Source organism: Actinophytocola sp. (genome assembly GCF_036402745.1).
Taxonomy (GTDB): domain Bacteria; phylum Actinomycetota; class Actinomycetes; order Mycobacteriales; family Pseudonocardiaceae; genus Actinophytocola.
The window spans coordinates 17,020-33,671 of sequence record NZ_DASWSJ010000213.1 but is presented as its reverse complement, the minus strand read 5'-3'; the positions used below and the strand labels follow the sequence as shown (position 1 = coordinate 33,671).

General features: G+C 71.1%; 15 protein-coding genes. 12 read left to right on the top strand and 3 right to left on the bottom strand.

Annotated features, from left to right (window positions below; genetic code table 11):
* Positions 1 to 101 precede the first annotated feature (101 nt).
* The gene (gene uvrA, locus VGD70_RS20290) at positions 102 to 2,957 is read left to right on the top strand and encodes an excinuclease ABC subunit UvrA (RefSeq protein ID WP_331083590.1); all 2,856 of its coding nucleotides are present in this window, start codon (positions 102 to 104) and stop codon (positions 2,955 to 2,957) included.
* Positions 2,958 to 2,988: 31 nt separating this feature from the next.
* Here uvrA and VGD70_RS20285 read toward each other — a convergent pair whose 3' ends face one another.
* Entirely contained in the window at positions 2,989 to 3,864 is an 876-nt protein-coding gene (locus VGD70_RS20285; protein WP_331083588.1) for an oxidoreductase, read from the bottom strand.
* Positions 3,865 to 3,947: 83 nt separating this feature from the next.
* On the opposite strand from VGD70_RS20285, the gene VGD70_RS20280 reads away from it, so the two are divergent.
* Positions 3,948 to 4,421, top strand: coding sequence for a polyketide cyclase (locus VGD70_RS20280; RefSeq protein ID WP_331083586.1), 474 nt, complete (start codon positions 3,948 to 3,950; stop codon positions 4,419 to 4,421).
* Here the strand turns inward: VGD70_RS20280 and VGD70_RS20275 are convergent.
* The gene (locus tag VGD70_RS20275) at positions 4,368 to 4,946 is read right to left on the bottom strand and encodes a TetR/AcrR family transcriptional regulator (RefSeq protein ID WP_331083584.1); all 579 of its coding nucleotides are present in this window, start codon (positions 4,944 to 4,946) and stop codon (positions 4,368 to 4,370) included. The genes VGD70_RS20280 and VGD70_RS20275 overlap by 54 nt on opposite strands.
* Before the next feature lie 68 nt (positions 4,947 to 5,014).
* On the opposite strand from VGD70_RS20275, the gene VGD70_RS20270 reads away from it, so the two are divergent.
* Positions 5,015 to 5,470 carry a pyridoxamine 5-phosphate oxidase gene (locus tag VGD70_RS20270; protein ID WP_331083582.1) on the top strand — a complete coding sequence of 152 codons (456 nt, stop codon included), beginning with the start codon at positions 5,015 to 5,017 and terminating at the stop codon, positions 5,468 to 5,470.
* A 1-nt stretch (position 5,471) separates the two neighbouring features.
* Here the strand turns inward: VGD70_RS20270 and VGD70_RS20265 are convergent, their stop codons facing one another.
* Positions 5,472 to 6,866, bottom strand: coding sequence for a cation:dicarboxylate symporter family transporter (locus VGD70_RS20265; RefSeq protein ID WP_331083580.1), 1,395 nt, complete (start codon positions 6,864 to 6,866; stop codon positions 5,472 to 5,474).
* A 158-nt stretch (positions 6,867 to 7,024) separates the two neighbouring features.
* Between VGD70_RS20265 and VGD70_RS20260 the strand changes: the two genes are divergently transcribed.
* From VGD70_RS20260 to pheT, 9 genes are all read left to right on the top strand, one after another.
* Positions 7,025 to 8,656: a sensor histidine kinase gene (locus VGD70_RS20260; protein ID WP_414638006.1), complete on the top strand. Its 1,632-nt coding sequence runs from the start codon at positions 7,025 to 7,027 to the stop codon at positions 8,654 to 8,656.
* Between the two features lie 25 nt (positions 8,657 to 8,681).
* Entirely contained in the window at positions 8,682 to 9,350 is a 669-nt protein-coding gene (locus VGD70_RS20255) for a response regulator (RefSeq protein ID WP_331083623.1), read from the top strand.
* A 442-nt stretch (positions 9,351 to 9,792) separates the two neighbouring features.
* Complete coding sequence (infC, locus tag VGD70_RS20250; RefSeq protein WP_331083576.1) at positions 9,793 to 10,371, top strand: translation initiation factor IF-3; 579 nt, start codon at positions 9,793 to 9,795, stop codon at positions 10,369 to 10,371.
* Between the two features lie 72 nt (positions 10,372 to 10,443).
* Positions 10,444 to 10,638 (top strand): 50S ribosomal protein L35, encoded by a 195-nt coding sequence (gene rpmI, locus VGD70_RS20245; RefSeq protein ID WP_331083574.1) that lies wholly within the window; start codon positions 10,444 to 10,446, stop codon positions 10,636 to 10,638.
* 68 nt (positions 10,639 to 10,706) lie between these two features.
* Entirely contained in the window at positions 10,707 to 11,081 is a 375-nt protein-coding gene (gene rplT, locus VGD70_RS20240; protein WP_331083571.1) for a 50S ribosomal protein L20, read from the top strand.
* An 8-nt stretch (positions 11,082 to 11,089) separates the two neighbouring features.
* Positions 11,090 to 11,902: a TrmH family RNA methyltransferase gene (locus tag VGD70_RS20235; protein WP_414638005.1), complete on the top strand. Its 813-nt coding sequence runs from the start codon at positions 11,090 to 11,092 to the stop codon at positions 11,900 to 11,902.
* 68 nt (positions 11,903 to 11,970) lie between these two features.
* The gene (locus VGD70_RS20230; protein WP_331083569.1) at positions 11,971 to 12,786 is read left to right on the top strand and encodes a DUF6159 family protein; all 816 of its coding nucleotides are present in this window, start codon (positions 11,971 to 11,973) and stop codon (positions 12,784 to 12,786) included.
* Between the two features lie 142 nt (positions 12,787 to 12,928).
* Positions 12,929 to 13,999, top strand: coding sequence for a phenylalanine--tRNA ligase subunit alpha (pheS, locus tag VGD70_RS20225; protein ID WP_331083567.1), 1,071 nt, complete (start codon positions 12,929 to 12,931; stop codon positions 13,997 to 13,999).
* Between the two features lie 49 nt (positions 14,000 to 14,048).
* Positions 14,049 to 16,568, top strand: coding sequence for a phenylalanine--tRNA ligase subunit beta (gene pheT, locus VGD70_RS20220; RefSeq protein WP_331083565.1), 2,520 nt, complete (start codon positions 14,049 to 14,051; stop codon positions 16,566 to 16,568).
* The last annotated feature ends 84 nt before the right edge of the window (positions 16,569 to 16,652 follow it).

The following is a 16,652-nucleotide window of genomic DNA, read 5'->3' as shown; positions in this document are numbered from 1 at the left end:
TCGGTGCCCCGTCCTAGCATGGGCGCGGCCGTGTGGACTGGCCGGTGGACACCGCCTGACCTGCGCACGACCGGTCCAAGAGCAACTTCGAAGGGACTTCAGTGGCTGACCGCCTCGTTGTTCGCGGCGCCAGGGAGCACAACCTGCGCGGCGTGGATCTCGACCTGCCCCGCAACAGCATGATCGTGTTCACCGGCCTCTCGGGTTCCGGCAAGTCGAGCCTTGCCTTCGACACGATCTTCGCCGAAGGCCAGCGCCGGTACGTCGAGTCGCTGTCGGCCTACGCCAGGCAGTTCCTCGGCCAGATGGACAAGCCCGACGTCGACTTCATCGAGGGCCTCTCGCCCGCGGTCTCCATCGACCAGAAGTCCACCAGCCGCAACCCGCGGTCCACCGTCGGCACCATCACCGAGGTCTACGACTACCTGCGCCTGCTGTTCGCCCGCGCCGGCAAGCCGCACTGCCCGCGCTGCGGCGAGCCCATCAGCAAGCAGACCCCGCAGCAGATCGTCGACCAGGTCATGGCCATGGAGGACGGCCTCCGCTTCCAGGTCCTCGCGCCGGTCATCCGCGGCCGCAAGGGCGAGTACATCGACCTGTTCTCCTCGCTGCAGTCCCAGGGCTACTCGCGGGCGATGATCGACGGCACGGTCCACCCGCTCACCGACCCGCCCAAGCTCAAGAAGCAGGAGAAGCACGACATCGCGGTCGTCATCGACCGGCTCTCGGTCAAGGCGTCGTCCAAGCGCCGGCTCACCGACTCGGTCGAGACCGCGCTGCGCCTGGCCGACGGCCTGGTCGAGCTGGAGTTCGTCGACCTGCCCGAGAACGACCCGGCGCGCATCCGCGGCTTCTCCGAGAACCTGGCCTGCCCCAACGGCCACCCGCTGGCCATCGAGGACCTCGAGCCGCGGTCGTTCTCGTTCAACTCCCCGTACGGCGCCTGCCCGGTCTGCACCGGCATCGGCATCCGGCAGGAGGTCGACCCCGAGCTGGTCGTCCCGGACGACGAGCTCAGCCTCGAGGACGGGGCCATCGCGCCGTGGGCCGGCGGGCAGACCGCCGAGTACTTCACCCGGCTGCTGGGCTCGCTGGCCGAGACGGTCGGCTTCCGGGTGGACCTGCCGTGGCGCAAGCTGCCGGCCAAGGCGCAGAAGGCCGTGTTGCACGGCATCGACGAGCAGGTCCACGTCCGCTACCGCAACCGCTACGGCCGCGAGCGCTCGTACTACGCCAACTACGAGGGCGTCATCCCGTTCCTCGAGCGGCGCCAGGAGCAGACCGAGTCCGAGTACATGCGGGAGAAGTACGAGGGCTACATGCGGGAGGTGCCGTGCCCGGCGTGTCAGGGCACCCGCCTCAAGCCCGAGATCCTCGCGGTCACCCTCGAGCACAAGAAGCACGGCGCGCGGTCCATCGCCGAGGTGTCCGCGCTGTCCATCGCCGAGTGCTCGGCGTTCCTCGACGGGCTCACGCTCGGCCGTCGCGAGACCATCATCGCCGGCGCGGTCCTCAAGGAGATCCAGGCCCGGCTGCGGTTCCTGCTCGACGTCGGCCTCGACTACCTCTCGCTCGACCGCGCGTCGGGCACCCTGTCCGGCGGCGAGGCGCAGCGCATCCGGCTCGCCACCCAGATCGGGTCCGGGCTGGTCGGCGTGCTCTACGTGCTCGACGAGCCGTCCATCGGGCTCCACCAGCGCGACAACCACCGGCTCATCGAGACGCTCACCCGGCTGCGCAACCTGGGCAACACGCTCATCGTCGTCGAGCACGACGAGGACACCATCCGCCAGTCCGACTGGGTGGTCGACATCGGCCCGGGCGCGGGCGAGCACGGCGGCAACATCGTCCACAGCGGATCGTTCCAGAAGCTGCTCAAGAACAAGGAGTCGCTCACCGGGGCCTACCTCTCCGGCCGGATGCAGATCCCGGTGCCGGCCATGCGCCGGCCCGCCGACCGCAAGCGTCAGCTCACCGTGGTCGGCGCGCGCGAGCACAACCTGCGCGGCATCGACGTGTCGTTCCCGCTCGGCTGCCTGGTCTCGGTCACCGGTGTGTCCGGGTCCGGCAAGTCGACGCTGGTCAACGACATCCTGGCCACCGTGCTGGCCAACAAGCTCAACGGCGCGCGCCAGGTGCCGGGCCGGCACACGCGGGTGCGCGGGCTCGAGCAGGTCGACAAGCTCGTCCGGGTCGACCAGTCAGCCATCGGCCGCACGCCGCGGTCCAACGCGGCCACCTACACCGGCGTGTTCGACCACGTCCGCAAGCTGTTCGCGGCCACCACCGAGGCCAAGGTCCGCGGCTACCAGCCAGGGCGGTTCTCGTTCAACGTCAAGGGCGGCCGCTGCGAGGCGTGCGCGGGCGACGGCACCATCAAGATCGAGATGAACTTCCTGCCGGACGTCTACGTCCCGTGCGAGGTGTGCAAGGGGGCCCGGTACAACCGGGAGACCCTGGAGGTGCACTACAAGGGCAAGACCGTCGCCGAGGTGCTGGACATGCCGATAGAGGAGGCCGAGGGGTTCTTCGAGCCCATCAAGGCCATCCACCGGCACCTCAAGACGCTGGTCGACGTCGGGCTCGGGTACGTGCGGCTCGGGCAGCCCGCGCCGACGCTGTCCGGTGGGGAGGCGCAGCGGGTCAAGCTGGCGTCCGAGCTGCAGAAGCGGTCCACCGGCCAGACGGTCTACGTCCTGGACGAGCCGACCACCGGCTTGCACTTCGAGGACATCCGCAAGCTGATCGACGTCGTCAACGGGCTGGTGGACAAGGGCAACACGGTCATCGTCATCGAGCACAACCTCGACGTCATCAAGACCTCGGACTGGATCGTGGACATGGGTCCGGAGGGTGGCTCCGGGGGTGGGCTGGTGATCGCTGAGGGGACGCCTGAGGACATCGTCGAGGTGTCGGAGAGTTACACCGGCCAGTTCCTGCGCCACGTTCTCGGCTGACGTCCCGGCCGGGTGGGGGTGAGGTGCGTTCCTACAAGTCGTAGTGCACGTTCGTGAGGGTTTCGGATCGTTCCCACAGGGCTTTTGCTGTTCGTGGGTTTCTTGCTGCTCTGATGGAGCCCACTACCTTTGGATAGCCTTTTTGGCCCATGAAGCCTCCTGGGCCGGTGAAGCTGCCGGGTGGGATGTCCGCGGTTGCCGCGTAGAGGGTTGGCAACGCTCCCATTGCCGCGCTTTGGGCCAGCAGGCGGTTTCCCAGGGACATCACGTGGTCCAACACCGACTCCGTGTGGGACATGAGGTTCGTCGACGCGTAGCCGGGGTGGGCCGAGTAGGCCGTCACCGTCGAGCCCGCTGCTTTCAGGCGGTTCGTGAGCTCCAGCGTGAACAGCAGGTTCGCCAGCTTCGACTGGGCGTAGGCCGGCCACCTCAGGTAGCGGCGGTGCTCCCAGTTGAGGTCGTCCAGATTGACCCGGCCCAGCATGTGCATGACGCTCGACACCGTCACCACTCGGTCGCGCAGGCGGGGCAGTAGCAAGCCCGTCAACGCGAAGTGGCCCAGGTGGTTCGTCCCGAACTGCATTTCGAAGCCGTCCGCGGTGCGGCGGTGGGGGACGGCCATCACGCCGGCGTTGTTGACGAGCAGGTCCACGTCCTCGGTCATCGACGTCGCGAACGTGCGGATGGACGACAGCTCGGCCAGGTCCAGGGCCCGTACCTCGACCGTGTCCGGCATGGTCTCCGCGGCCTGCTTGCCCCGGGTCACGTCCCGGCACGCCAGGATCACCCGCGCACCCGCCCTGGCCAGCTCTCGTGCGGTCTCCAGGCCCAAGCCGCTGTTCGCGCCCGTGACCACGGCCGTGCGGCCGGTCTGGTCGGGGAGGTCGGCCACCGTCCACGTCGCCATGATCGGCACTTTAGTGCTTCGTCAAGGGAGGTTGGTGCGTTCGTCGGGGGATCCGGTGCACCGGCCCCGGCATACTCGGGAGTGTGTCGCTCAACGACTACTGGTTCCGCAACGTCTGGTCGGTCTCCGCGGCCACCTCCCGGGTCTTCGGCGCGCTCGTCGACCTCATGAGCTGGCCCGTCTGGTGGCCCGACGTCCGGTCCGTTCGCCGGCTCGACGACGACACGGCCGAGCTGGTCTGCCGCTCCACACTTCCTTACGCGCTCACGTTCCGGGTGCGCCGGGCCGAGCAGGACGCGGGCGCCGGGCGGCTGCGCGTCGACCTGACCGGGGACCTCGAGGGGTACTGCCTCGGCGTCGTCGGCGATCACGCCGTCGGGGCCCGGCTGGCCATCGACCAGCGGGTCGTGGTCAACAAACCCCTGCTGCGGACGTTCGCGCCCATCGCGCGGCCGCTGTTCCAGGTCAACCACGCGCTGATGATGCGCCGCGGCCAGCGTGGGCTACGCGGGTATCTCGCGCCAGGAGTCCAGCACGGCCCGGACGTCGGCGCGTAGCCGGTCGGGCAGCTTGCCGGTCGGGGCCAGGGCCCAGTCCAGCTGGGTGCCGTGGGCGAGCGCGGCCACGATGCGCGCCGCGCGGGGTGGTGGGGGAGCGGCGGGGAGGTCGGCGGCCGCCAGCAGGGACCGGAGCACGTCGCGGACGCTGGACCGGAGGCCGGCCAAGCCGGCGCGCAGGGCCGGGTCGCTCATGTCGATCCCCAGCTGTGCCAGGTGGTTGCTCGTCGTGGCCGGGTCGGCCACGCCCTCGGCGGTCGCCACGACGGCCGCCACGATCGCGGCGACCGGGTCCCGGTGCCGGTCCGCCGCGGCCCGCATCCGTTCGGCCACGCCGGTCGCGGCCTCGGTCATCATCGCGAGCAGGAGGCCGTGCTTCGAGCCGAAGCGGCCGGACACCGTGCCCACCGCGATGCCCGCCTCGGCCGCCACGTGGGCCAGGGTGAACCCCGGCCCGTGCCGGCCGATCGCCCGGCCGCAGGCGGCCATCAGCTCGGCGTCGGAGATCTTGCGCGGGCGTCCCACGGGATTATTGAACCATGGATCGGAAACTCGGCGTAGTATCCGAACCGTCGTTCGGAAAGGGAGGGTGAATGGCCACCTGGCAGGAGATCGAGAAGGACGCGCCGGAGTTCGCCGGGCGCGTGCGGGCGGTGTTCGCGGCGGGCACGAACAAGACGATCGCCACGCTGCGGGCCGACGGGTCGCCCCGGATCAGCGCCTCGGAGCTCGAGTTCACCGACACCGACGTGACGCTCGGCATGATGGGCGGCTCGATGAAGCTGCGCGACGTCCGGCGCGACAACCGGATCGCCGTGCACAGCCCCACCCTCGAGCCACCGGAGGACGGCAGCTGGCCCGGTGACGCCAAGATCGCCGGCCGGCTCGTCGAGGTCCCGGCACCGCCGGACACCCCGCATGTGGGCGCCGGCTTCTTCCGGATCGACGTCACCGAGGTCGCGCTGACCTACCTCGGCGAGCCGGCCGACCATCTCGTCATCGAGTCCTGGCATCCCGGGCGCGGCCACCGCCGCCGCACCCGGACCTGAGTCACGTCCGCCTGGCGGAGCCGTCGGCCGGCGCGACGACGTCGGCCGAGGCCGTGGCCGCCGCGGTGTCGGCCGGCTCGGCAGGCCCGTGGTCGTCGTCGAGCATGGTCGCCTCGTCGAACGGGTCCTCGCCGGACAGCACCCGGTTGGCCTTCGCGCGGTCGAACTCCTTGGTCCACGTGCCCACCAGGACGGTCGCGACCGAGTTGCCGGCGAAGTTCGTCAGCGCCCGCGCCTCGGACATGAACCGGTCGATGCCGACGATCAGCCCGACGCCGTCGACGAGCTCCGGGCGGTGCGTGGACAGGCCGCCGGCGAGCGTGGCGAGCCCCGCGCCGGTGACCCCGGCCGCGCCCTTCGACGCGATGATCATGAACAGCAGCAGCGAAATCTGCTCGCCGAAGGTCAGCGGCGCGTTCATGGCCTCGGCGATGAACAGCGTCGCCATCGTCAGGTAGATCGCCGTGCCGTCGAGGTTGAACGAGTAGCCGGTGGGCACGGTGATGCCGACGACCGGCTTGCTCACCCCGAGGTGCTCCATCTTCGCGATCAGCCGTGGCAGCGCCACCTCCGACGACGACGTCGACAGGATCAGCAGGAACTCGCGGCCCAGGTAGCGGAACAGCGACATGATGTTGAGGCGCGCGATGGTCCACAGCAGCACGCTGAGCACGCCGAACACGAACAGGAGACACGTGATGTAGAAGCCGACCATGAGGATCGCGAGGCTCTTGAGCGCGTCGACCCCGGTCTCGCCGACCACCGCGGCGATCGCGCCGAACGCACCGATCGGCGCCGCCCACATGATCATCGCGAGGATGCGGAACACCAGCCGCTGGATGTGCCCGACGCCGCGCAGGATCGGCTCGCCCCTGCCGCGCAACGCCTGTAGCGCGAACCCGGTCAGCAGCGCCACCAGCAACGTCTGCAGCACGTCACCCGAGGTGAACGCCGACACGAGCGTCGTCGGGATGATGCCGAGCAGGAACTCGGCGGTGGTCTTGCTCGCCTCGACCTTCCCCTGCCCCTCGGCCCGGAGGGTGTCGGTGAGCTGCAGCCCGTCGCCGGGGTGGAGGATGTTGCCGACGATCAGACCGATGATCAGCGCGACCGTCGACATGACCAGGAAGTAACCGATGGCCAGCGTGCCGACCCGGCCGACCTTGGCCGCCTTGGCGACCGAGCCGACACCGAGCACGATCGTGCAGAAGATGATGGGACTGATCATCATCTTGATGAGGTTGACGAAGCCCGTGCCCAGCGGCTTCAGGTCCTTGCCCACCTCGGGCCAGACCAGGCCGACGAGGATGCCGAGCGCGACTGCGACGATGACCGCGATGTACAGGAGATGGGTGCGATCCCGGCGGCGGGTGGGCGGCGGAGCGGTGTCGGACACGGGGGCCTCCTCGCGGCACCGGCTGCGGCCGGCGGTGACGACAGCTGTGCGAAACGTGGTCAGATTGTCCGGAACGCTATGACCTGGGTCACGCTTGTGTTCATTTCGTTCACCGCAGCTGGTCCGAATGCCGCTCATGTTGTGCCTCGGGTCACACTATGCCCATGAGACAGGGCGGTCGCCTGGGACGGTGGAGCCTGGCGGGGCAGCTGCTGGTGCTGCAGGTGACCATCGTCGGTCTGCTCGTGATCGTCGGCGCCGTGCTGACCTACTTCGACGTCGCCGACCGCGCCGAGGACTCCACCCGGGACGAGGTCGTGTCGATCGCCCGCACGATCGCGGACTCGCCGATCGTCGTCGACGCCGTCGGAACGCCCGACCCCAGCGCGCGGCTGCAGCCCTTCGCCGAGCGCGTCCGGCACGACACCGGCGTCGACTTCGTCACGATCATGGACCCGGCCGGCAAGCGCTTCACCCATCCGAACCCGGAGCTGATCGGCGGGCAGTTCCTCGGCCACACCGCGGAGGCGCTGGCCGGCCGGACGTTCACCGAGACCTACACCGGCACCCTCGGCCCGTCGGTGCGCGCGGTCGTGCCGGTGTTCGGCCCGGAGCACAGGATCGTCGCGCTGGTGAGCGTCGGCATCACGCTGCACGCCATCGCCGGCCAGGTGCGCGACCGCGTCGTGCCGATGGGGATCATCGCGCTCGCCGTGCTGGCGGGCGGCATGGCCTGCACGTACCTGGTGAGCCGCCGGCTGGCCCGGCAGACCCACGGGCTCGGGCCGGCCGAGCTCGGCCGGCGGATCGAGTACCACGAGGCGATCCTGCACACCGTCCGCGAGGGCCTGCTGCTGGTCGACCAGGGCGGCCGGGTGACGCTGTGCAACGACGGCGCCCGCGAGCTGCTCGACCTCACCGGCGACGTCGAGGGCCGGCCGGTCGCCGAGCTCGGCCTGCCGCCGGCCATGGTCGAGAGCCTGGCGCCGGGGCGGGTCACCCGCGACGAGATCCAGCTGACCGAACGCCGGGTGCTCGTGGTCAACTCCGCGCCGGTCCGCTCCGGCGACCGCACCCACGGCACCGTCGTGACCCTGCGCGACCACACCGACCTGCAGGAGCTGACCGGCGAGCTCAAGTCGGCGCGCGGGTTCACCGAGTCGCTGCGCTCGCAGGCACACGAGGCCGCGAACCGGCTGCACACCGTGGTGTCGCTGGTCGAGCTCGGCCGCGCCGCCGAGGCCGTCGAGTTCGCCACCGCGGAGCTGGCGCTGGCCCAGCAGCTCACCGACCGGGTCGTCGACGCCGTGTCCGAGCCGGTGCTCGCCGCGCTGCTGCTCGGCAAGGCGGCCGAGGCCAACGAGCGCGGCGCGGAGCTCGTGATCACCCCGGAGACCGAGATCGACGACGCGGTGCTCGGCGGCGAGGCGGCCACCGCCCGCGACATCGTCACGATCCTCGGCAACCTCATCGACAACGCGATCGACGCGGCGCTCGCCGGCTCGGCCACCGCGCCGCGGGTGTTCGTCACCGCCCGGACCGAGACGGGAGACCTGGTGCTGCGGGTGGCCGACACCGGCTCGGGCCTGGCCGCCGAATACGTGCCGGACGCCTTCCACCGCGGCTGGTCGACCAAGCCCGACCCCGGCCACGGGCTCGGCCTGGCACTCGTGTGGCAGGCGGTCCGCCGCAACCACGGCACGATCGAGGTCGGCGACGGCCCGGGCGGCGGCGCCGTGTTCACGGTCCGGCTGCCCACCGGCCGCGTGATGACGGAGGCCCGTTCGTGACCGAGCGGAGCGAACCATGGATACAGTGATCAACGTCCTGGTGGTCGAGGACGATCCGCTCACCGCCGAGGCGCACCGGCTCTACGTGGAGCGGGTGCCCGGCTTCGCGGTCGCGGGTGTCGTGCACTCCGCCGCGGAGGCCCAGCGCGCGCTGCGGCCCGAGGTCGACCTCCTCCTGCTGGACCAGTACCTGCCCGACGGCACCGGGCTGGAGCTGTGCCGGAACCTGCGCGCCGCCGGGCACCTCGTCGACGTGATCATGGTGACCTCGGCGCGCGACCTCACGGTCGTGCGGGCGGCCGTGTCGACCGGGGTCGCGCAGTACCTGCTCAAGCCGTTCACCTTCGCCACGCTGAGGGACAAGCTGGAGCGCTACGGCCGGTTCCGGCGCGGTGTCGACCGGGCCGCGGTCGCCGACCAGACCGACGTCGACCATCTGTTCGCCACGTTGCGCGGCACCGACAGCGCGCTGCCCAAGGGCATGAGCGGCCCGACCCTCGACGCGGTGGTCGCGGTGCTGCGCCAGTCGGCCGACGGGCTGTCCGCGGGTGCGGCCGGCGACGTGCTGGGCATGTCCCGGGTGACCGCCCGGCGGTACCTGGAGTACCTGGCGGACAACGGGTTGGCCCTGCGGCAGCCGCGGTACGGTCAGGTGGGCCGGCCCGAGCTGCGCTACCAGTGGGCCCCGGCATAGGCCGCCTACCCGGGATTGAAAGTATGCGTTGCGTCCCGGCGAATGGTGCGGGTGTCGAGGTGGATGGTGGCTGGGTGCCGTCACGGTCCCCTGAGGTTCCGGTGGTCGGCGCAGGACTTCACCCGATGATCTACGAGACAGGCCTTAAGCCCCGGCATAAAACAGCCGGTTACACCGTTCTGCTAATCTGTAGGACGCGACCAGCCTCGTGCGAACGAGGCCGCGAAGTGGAGCCCCGCTCCCACCCGAGTCACCGCAGGTGTCCGGGTTCCGGTCGCCGCGATCGGTGCCGGCTCGTCCGGCGTCAGTGGCGGTGTCTCGACGTACCCTCGTCGAGGATCGGTTGGAAGCGGGCCCCGTGCACCCTTGGTGTGCGGGGTTCGTGCCGTTGTGGGGCTTCGGGACGTGACGCGACGACAGAGGATGAGCCGGGCACGGCTCGTTGAAATCGGCCCGAGGAGGCCCCATCAGCTCCGATACACGTATCAATGACCGCATCCGAGTCCCGGAGGTCCGACTGGTCGGACCGAACGGCGAGCAGGTCGGGATAGTGCGCATCGAGGACGCACTCCGACTGGCTCAGGAGGCGGACCTGGACCTCGTGGAGGTTGCCCCGCAGGCACGCCCGCCGGTCTGCAAGCTCATGGACTTCGGCAAGTTCAAGTACGAGAGTGCGCAGAAGGCGCGGGAGTCCCGCCGAAACCAGCAGCTCACCGTGATCAAGGAGCAGAAGCTCCGCCCGAAGATCGACACGCACGACTACGAGACCAAGAGGGGCCATGTCATCCGGTTCCTCGAGCACGGGAACAAGGTCAAGGTGACGATCATGTTCCGTGGCCGGGAGCAGTCTCGTCCCGAACTCGGTTTCCGGCTCCTGCAGCGGCTGGCCGACGACGTCGCCGAACTCGGCTTCGTCGAGGCGGCGCCCAAGCAGGACGGCCGAAACATGATCATGGTGCTGGCGCCGCACAAGACGCAGAAGACGCGGCCCAAGGCGAGCGCGGGCACCGACACGAACTGACCGGCCGGAGCGTCCGGCAAGGACACTGGAGCGACCGCACCGACGCTCCGGTAGACAAGCGCGAGGATTGACATGCCCAAGAACAAGACCCACTCCGGCACCTCGAAGCGGATCCGGATCACCGGCAAGGGAAAGCTGCGCCGGCAGCAGACCGGCCTGCGGCACAGGCTGGAGAAGAAGCCCAGCAAGCTCACCCGGCGCTTGTCCGGCACCACCGAGGTGGCCGCCGCCGACGTCAAGCGCATCAAGAAGCTGCTCGGCCGCTGAGCCGCACTCCGTTCCCATGACCACCGGGTGGCCTGGCTGCCACCCATGAGATCGACAGGATTTGAACCGTGGCACGCGTCAAGCGGGCGGTCAACGCCCACAAGAAGCGCCGGACGACCCTCGAGCTGGCCAGTGGCTACCGGGGTCAGCGTTCACGGCTGTACCGCAAGGCGAAGGAGCAGATGCTCCACTCGCTCAACTACGCCTACCGGGACCGCCGGGCCCGCAAGGGTGACTTCCGCCAGCTGTGGATCACCCGGATCAACGCCGCGGCTCGCCAGAACGGCATGACCTACAACCGGTTCATCCAGGGCCTCAAGGCAGCCGGCATCGAGGTGGACCGCAAGATCCTCGCCGAGCTCGCGGTCAACGACGCCAACGCGTTCGCCGCGCTGGTCGACGTCGCGCGCGAGAACGCCGACCCGCAGGGCAAGGCTTCCTGAACACGCAGGTGACCCGACCCGGGGACGGTCCTTTCACGGAAAGGACGCCCCGGGTCGTCGCTGCCCGGGCCCTCACCCGGCGGGCCGGGCGGCAGAAGGCCGGCCGCTTCCTCGCCGAGGGCGCCCAGGCCGTGCGCGAGGCCCTGCGCTGGGCCGCCGCCGGGCGCGGCGTCGTGCACGAGCTGTTCGCCGTCTCCCTCCCCGACGACCTCGCGGTGCTCGCCGCCGAGGCCGGCGTGCCGGTGTCGCTCGTGACCGAGCGTGCCGCCGCGGGGCTCTCCGAGACCGTCACCCCGCAGGGCGTCGTCGCGGTCTGCGACCTCGTCGACGTCCCGCTGTCCCGGGCGCTGTCCGGCACGCCGCGCCTGGTCGCCGTTCTCGTCGGCGTGTCCGACCCCGGCAACGCCGGCACGGTCATCCGGGTGGCCGACGCCGCGGGCGCAGACGCGGTCGTGCTCGCCGGGCACGCCGTCGACCCGCACAACGGCAAGTGCGTCCGCGCGTCGACCGGCAGCCTCTTCCACCTCCCGGTCGCCCGCGCCCCGGTCCCGGACGTGCTCGACGCGTGCCGGGCCGCCGGCCTCCGGCTCGTCGCCGCCGACGGCTACGCGGCCGACGACCTCGAGTCCTCCGGCGCGGCGCTCGCCCGGCCGACCGCCTGGGTCTTCGGCAGCGAGGCCCATGGCCTGCCCGACGACCTGGTCGGCACGCTCGACGACGCGCTGCGCGTGCCGATTTACGGTGCCGCGGAGAGCCTCAACCTCGCGACCGCCGCGGCGGTCTGCCTGTACGCCACCGCCTGGCGCCAGCGAGCCACCTGAGCCGGCTGCTCCGGCCGCTGGTCGCGCGGTACATTTGCCCCGCGCAATCGACGATGGGGGTGGCGCACATGGGCCGGTTCGGTACGTCCTGGCGGATGTTCAAGGCGTCCTGGCACGTCTTGCGCTCGCGCAAGGAGCTCGCGGTGTTCCCGGTGCTCTCCGGGGTCGCCAGCCTGCTCGTCGCGATCGTGTTCCTCACTCCGGCGGTGTTCACGTTCAACGACGCCAACCAGCCGACCGCCGGCAGCTACGTGTTGTTCGTCGCGTTCTACCTGGTCACCGCGTACGTGGCCATCTTCTTCAACGCCGCGCTGATCTCGCAGGCCAACCTCGCGCTCTCCGGCGGCGACCCGAGCGTGGCCGGCGGCCTGCGCACGGCCGGCCGGCTGTGGCTGCGGATCCTGCCGTGGGCGCTGCTGTCGGCCACGGTGTCGCTGATCCTGCGCGCCATCGAGGAGCGGCTGGGCTTCCTCGGCCGCATCGTCATCGGGCTCGTCGGCATGGCCTGGAACCTCGTCACCTACCTGGTTCTGCCGGTGCTGGTGCTCGAGGGCGTCGGCACGAAGGACGCCGTCCGCCGCTCGGCCGCCATGTTCCGCGGCACCTGGGGCGAGAACGTGCTGGGCAACGCCGGCATCGGCGTGTTCGGCTTCCTGCTGTTCCTGCCGAGCGTCGCCCTGGTCGCGCTGGGTGCGGCCGCCGGCGGCGCCACGCTGTGGGCCTGCGTCATCGTCGCGGTGGTGTGGGGACTGCTGGTCATGATCACGGTCGCCGCGCTGTCGGTGATCTACCAGACCGCGCTGTACCGCTACGCCGCCGACGGCGTCGCGGCGCCGGCTTTCGCCGATACGGATCTCGGTCACGCCTTCCGGCAGCGTGGCTGACCACGCTCATTTCGACCGCAACGAGAAACTGCGTGCAGGGCCGATCATCCGATCACCTAGGATCACAGTGCTCGGGGTAAGTACAGCCGCACCGCCCCGGGCAACCCGTCTGGCCACCGTTCCCGGGAGCTGTCCACCCATCATGTCCGCTGCCAACGACTCCTACGATCCCAAGCAGGTCGCGGCCCTCGCGCCGGAGACGCTGCAGGCCGCCGTCGAGCAGGCGCGCAAGGAGTTCTCGGCCGCGGCTGACCTGGACGCGCTGGCGGCAACCAAGCCGCACCACCTCGGGGACAAGGCGCCGCTGCTGGTGGCCCGCCGCGAGATCGGCGCCCTGCCGCCCAAGGCGCGCTCCGAGGCCGGCAAGCGGGTCAACGAGGCACAGAAGATCGTCCGCGAGGCGTTCGACGAGCGCCGCGCGGAGCTCGAGACCGAGCGCGACGAGCGCGTCCTGCGTGAGGAGGGCGTCGACGTCACGCTGCCGTGGGACCGCATCCCGCGTGGCGCGCGGCACCCGATCACCACGATCTCCGAGCGCATCGCCGACGTGTTCGTCGGTATGGGCTACGAGATCGCCGAGGGGCCCGAGCTCGAGACCGAGTGGTTCAACTTCGACGCGCTGAACTTCAAGAAGGACCACCCGGCGCGCTCGATGCAGGACACCTTCTACGTCGCGCCCGCCGACTCGGGCCTGGTGCTGCGCACGCACACCTCGCCGGTGCAGATCCGGGCGCTGCTGGAGCGCGACCTGCCGGTGTACGTGGTGTGCCCCGGCCGCACGTTCCGCACCGACGAGCTGGACTCCACCCACACCCCGGTGTTCCACCAGGTCGAGGGCCTGGCCGTGGACAAGGGGCTCACCATGGCGCACCTGAAGGGCACGCTCGACGCGTTCGCCCGCGCGATGTTCGGTGACAAGGCACGCATCCGGCTCCGGCCGTCCTACTTCCCGTTCACCGAGCCGTCCGCCGAGCCGGACGTCTGGTTCGAGGAGAAGAAGGGCGGCCCCGGCTGGGTCGAGTGGGGTGGCTGCGGCATGGTCAACCCCAACGTGCTGCGGGCCTGCGGGATCGACCCCGACGTCTACTCCGGCTTCGCGTTCGGCATGGGCATCGAGCGGACCCTGCAGTTCCGCAACGGCATCCCCGACATGCGGGACATGGTGGAGGGCGACGCCCGGTTCACCGCGCCGTTCGGCACGGAGGCGTTCTGAGCGCCCCCGCCGGCACTGACTGTTCGTAGTAACCGAAAGGAACACCCCCGTGCGGGTTCCCGTCAGCTGGCTCACCGAGCACCTCGAGACGGACGAGAAGTTCACCGCGGACGAGCTCGCCGACGCGTTCATCCGGGTCGGCATCGAGGTCGAGGAGGTCACCGCGCTCGGCCAGGTCACCGGCCCGGTCGTGGTCGGCCGGGTGGCCGAGATCGAGGAGCTCACCGAGTTCAAGAAGCCGATCCGGTACTGCATGGTCGAGGTCGCCGAGGCCGACGACTACGCCGACCAGGTCGCCGAGGGGTCCACCGAGCCCCGGGTGCGCGGGATCGTCTGCGGTGCCACCAACTTCGTCGAGGGCGACCTGGTGGTCGTCGCGCTGCCGGGTGCGATGCTGCCCGGCGGGTTCGCCATCTCCGCGCGCCAGACCTACGGGCACACCAGCGACGGCATGATCTGCTCGGCCCGCGAGCTCGGGCTCGGCGACGACCACAGCGGCATCCTCGTGCTGCCCAGCGGCGAGGCCGGCGCGGGCGACGACGCGGTGGAGCTGCTGGGGCTCGACGAGTCGGTCATCGAGCTGTCGATCACGCCCGACCGCGGCTACGCGTTCTCCGTCCGCGGCCTCGCCCGCGAGCTGGCCTGCGCGCTCGACGTGCAGTACCGCGACCCGGCGGCCATCGACGTGCCGGCCGCCGAGGGCGACGCGTTCCCGGTCGAGATCGAGGACCCGGACGGCTGCCAGCGGTTCGTGGCGCGCCGGATCACCGGGGTCGACCCCACCGCGCCGACGCCGTGGTGGGTGCGCCGGCGGTTGCTGCTGGCCGGCATCCGGTCGATCTCGCTCACCGTCGACGTCACCAACTACGTGATGCTCGAGACCGGCCAGCCGATGCACGCGTTCGACACGCCGTCGTTGAAGGGGCGCGTCACCGTCCGGCGGGCCAAGGAGGGCGAGAAGCTCACCACGCTCGACGACGTGGAGCGCACGCTCGACCCGGACGACATCGTCGTGGCCGACGAGTCCGGGCCCATCTCGCTGGCCGGCGTCATGGGTGGGGCCAGCACCGAGGTGCGGCCGGACAGCACGGACATCCTGCTCGAGGCCGCCATCTGGGACCCGGCGTCGATCGCGCGGGCGGTGCGCCGGCACAAGCTGCCCAGCGAGGCGGCCAAGCGGTTCGAGCGCAACGTCGACCCGCTGCTGCCGCCGGCCGCGCTGGAGCGGGCCGCGCGGCTGCTGCGGGACCACGCGGACGGCAGCATCCAGCCGGGCCGCACCGACGAGGGCACCCCGCGCCAGCTCCCGCCGGTGACGATGGCGATCGGCCTGCCCGACCGCGTGGCCGGCGTCCGCTACGACCGGGGCGTGACCGTGCGCCGGCTGAACCAGATCGGCTGCGGTGTCGACGTCGTCACCGCCGACGACGGCACCCCGTCGGTCACGGTCATCCCGCCGAGCTGGCGGCCGGACCTCGTCGAGCCCGCGGACCTCGTCGAGGAGGTGCTGCGGCTCGAGGGCTACGAGTCCATTCCGACCGTGCTGCCCAGCGCGCCGGCCGGCACCGGGACCACCGCCGCGCAGCGCCGTCGCCGGACCGTGGCGCGGGCGCTCGCCGAGGCCGGGTACATCGAGGTGCTGCCGTTCCCGTTCGTGTCGCCGTCGGTGTGGGACGCGTTCGGGCTCGGCCCCGACGACAGTCGTCGCCGGACTGTGTCCCTGCTCAACCCGCTCGAGGCCGACCGCAGCGAGATGGCCACCACGCTGCTGCCGAGCATGCTGGACACGCTGGTGCGCAATGTCTCGCGCGGAATGCGCGACGTCGCGCTGTTCCACATCGGGCAGGTCGTGCTGCCGAAGGCGCAGCAGGTCCCGGTGCCTGACGTGGGCGTGGCCGGCCGGCCCAGTGAGGCCGAGATCGCCAGCCTGCACGCCGCGCTGCCCCAGCAGCCCACCCACATCGCCGTCGTGCTGGCCGGCAACCGCGAGCGCGCCGGCTGGTGGGGCCCCGGCGAGCCCGCCTCGTGGGCCGACGCCGTCCGCGCCGCCGAGATCGTCGCCGAGGCGGCGGGTGTCTCGCTCACCGTGCGGGCCGCCGAGCTGGCGCCGTGGCACCCGGGCCGGTGCGCGCAGCTGCTCGTCGGCGACCTGCCGGTGGGGTACGCCGGTGAGCTGCACCCGAAGGTGATCGACGCGCTGGGCCTGCCGAAGCGCACCTGCGCGATGGAGCTCAAGCTCGACGGGCTCCCGCTGGTGGAGCGCCGGCCCGCGCCGTCGCCGTCGCCGTACCCGCCGGTGCTGCTGGACGTGGCGCTGGTAGTCGACGAGGCGGTGCCGGTCGGCGAGGTGGCCAACACGCTCCGCGGCGGTGGCGGGGACCTGCTGGAGGACCTCAACCTGTTCGACGTCTTCACCGGCGAGCAGGTGGGGGAGGGCAAGCGGTCGCTGGCGTACGCGCTGCGCTTCCGCGCCCCGGACCGCACCCTGACCGTCGAGGAGGCCACCGCCGCCCGCGACGCAGCCGTGGCCGCCGCGACGGAACGCCACGGAGCCGTTCTCCGCGCCTGACCGCCCCGACTGCGCCTGACCGCGCCGACTGCGCCGGGCCGCTTCGGGCCGCCGGTCCATCGCGGTCGGGCTGTCGCCTTCGGT

Bases quoted from the DNA above. Each gene is read 5' to 3' on its own strand.
- VGD70_RS20260 (WP_414638006.1), top strand. From the start codon at position 7,025: ATGCCCATGAGACAGGGCGGTCGCCTGGGACGGTGGAGCCTGGCGGGG.
- rpmI (WP_331083574.1), top strand. From the start codon at position 10,444: ATGCCCAAGAACAAGACCCACTCCGGCACCTCGAAGCGGATCCGGATC.
- VGD70_RS20285 (WP_331083588.1), bottom strand. From the start codon at position 3,864: ATGGCGACGTGGACGGTGGCCGACCTCCCCGACCAGACCGGCCGCACG.
- VGD70_RS20230 (WP_331083569.1), top strand. From the start codon at position 11,971: ATGGGCCGGTTCGGTACGTCCTGGCGGATGTTCAAGGCGTCCTGGCAC.
- VGD70_RS20270 (WP_331083582.1), top strand. From the start codon at position 5,015: ATGGCCACCTGGCAGGAGATCGAGAAGGACGCGCCGGAGTTCGCCGGG.
- pheS (WP_331083567.1), top strand. From the start codon at position 12,929: ATGTCCGCTGCCAACGACTCCTACGATCCCAAGCAGGTCGCGGCCCTC.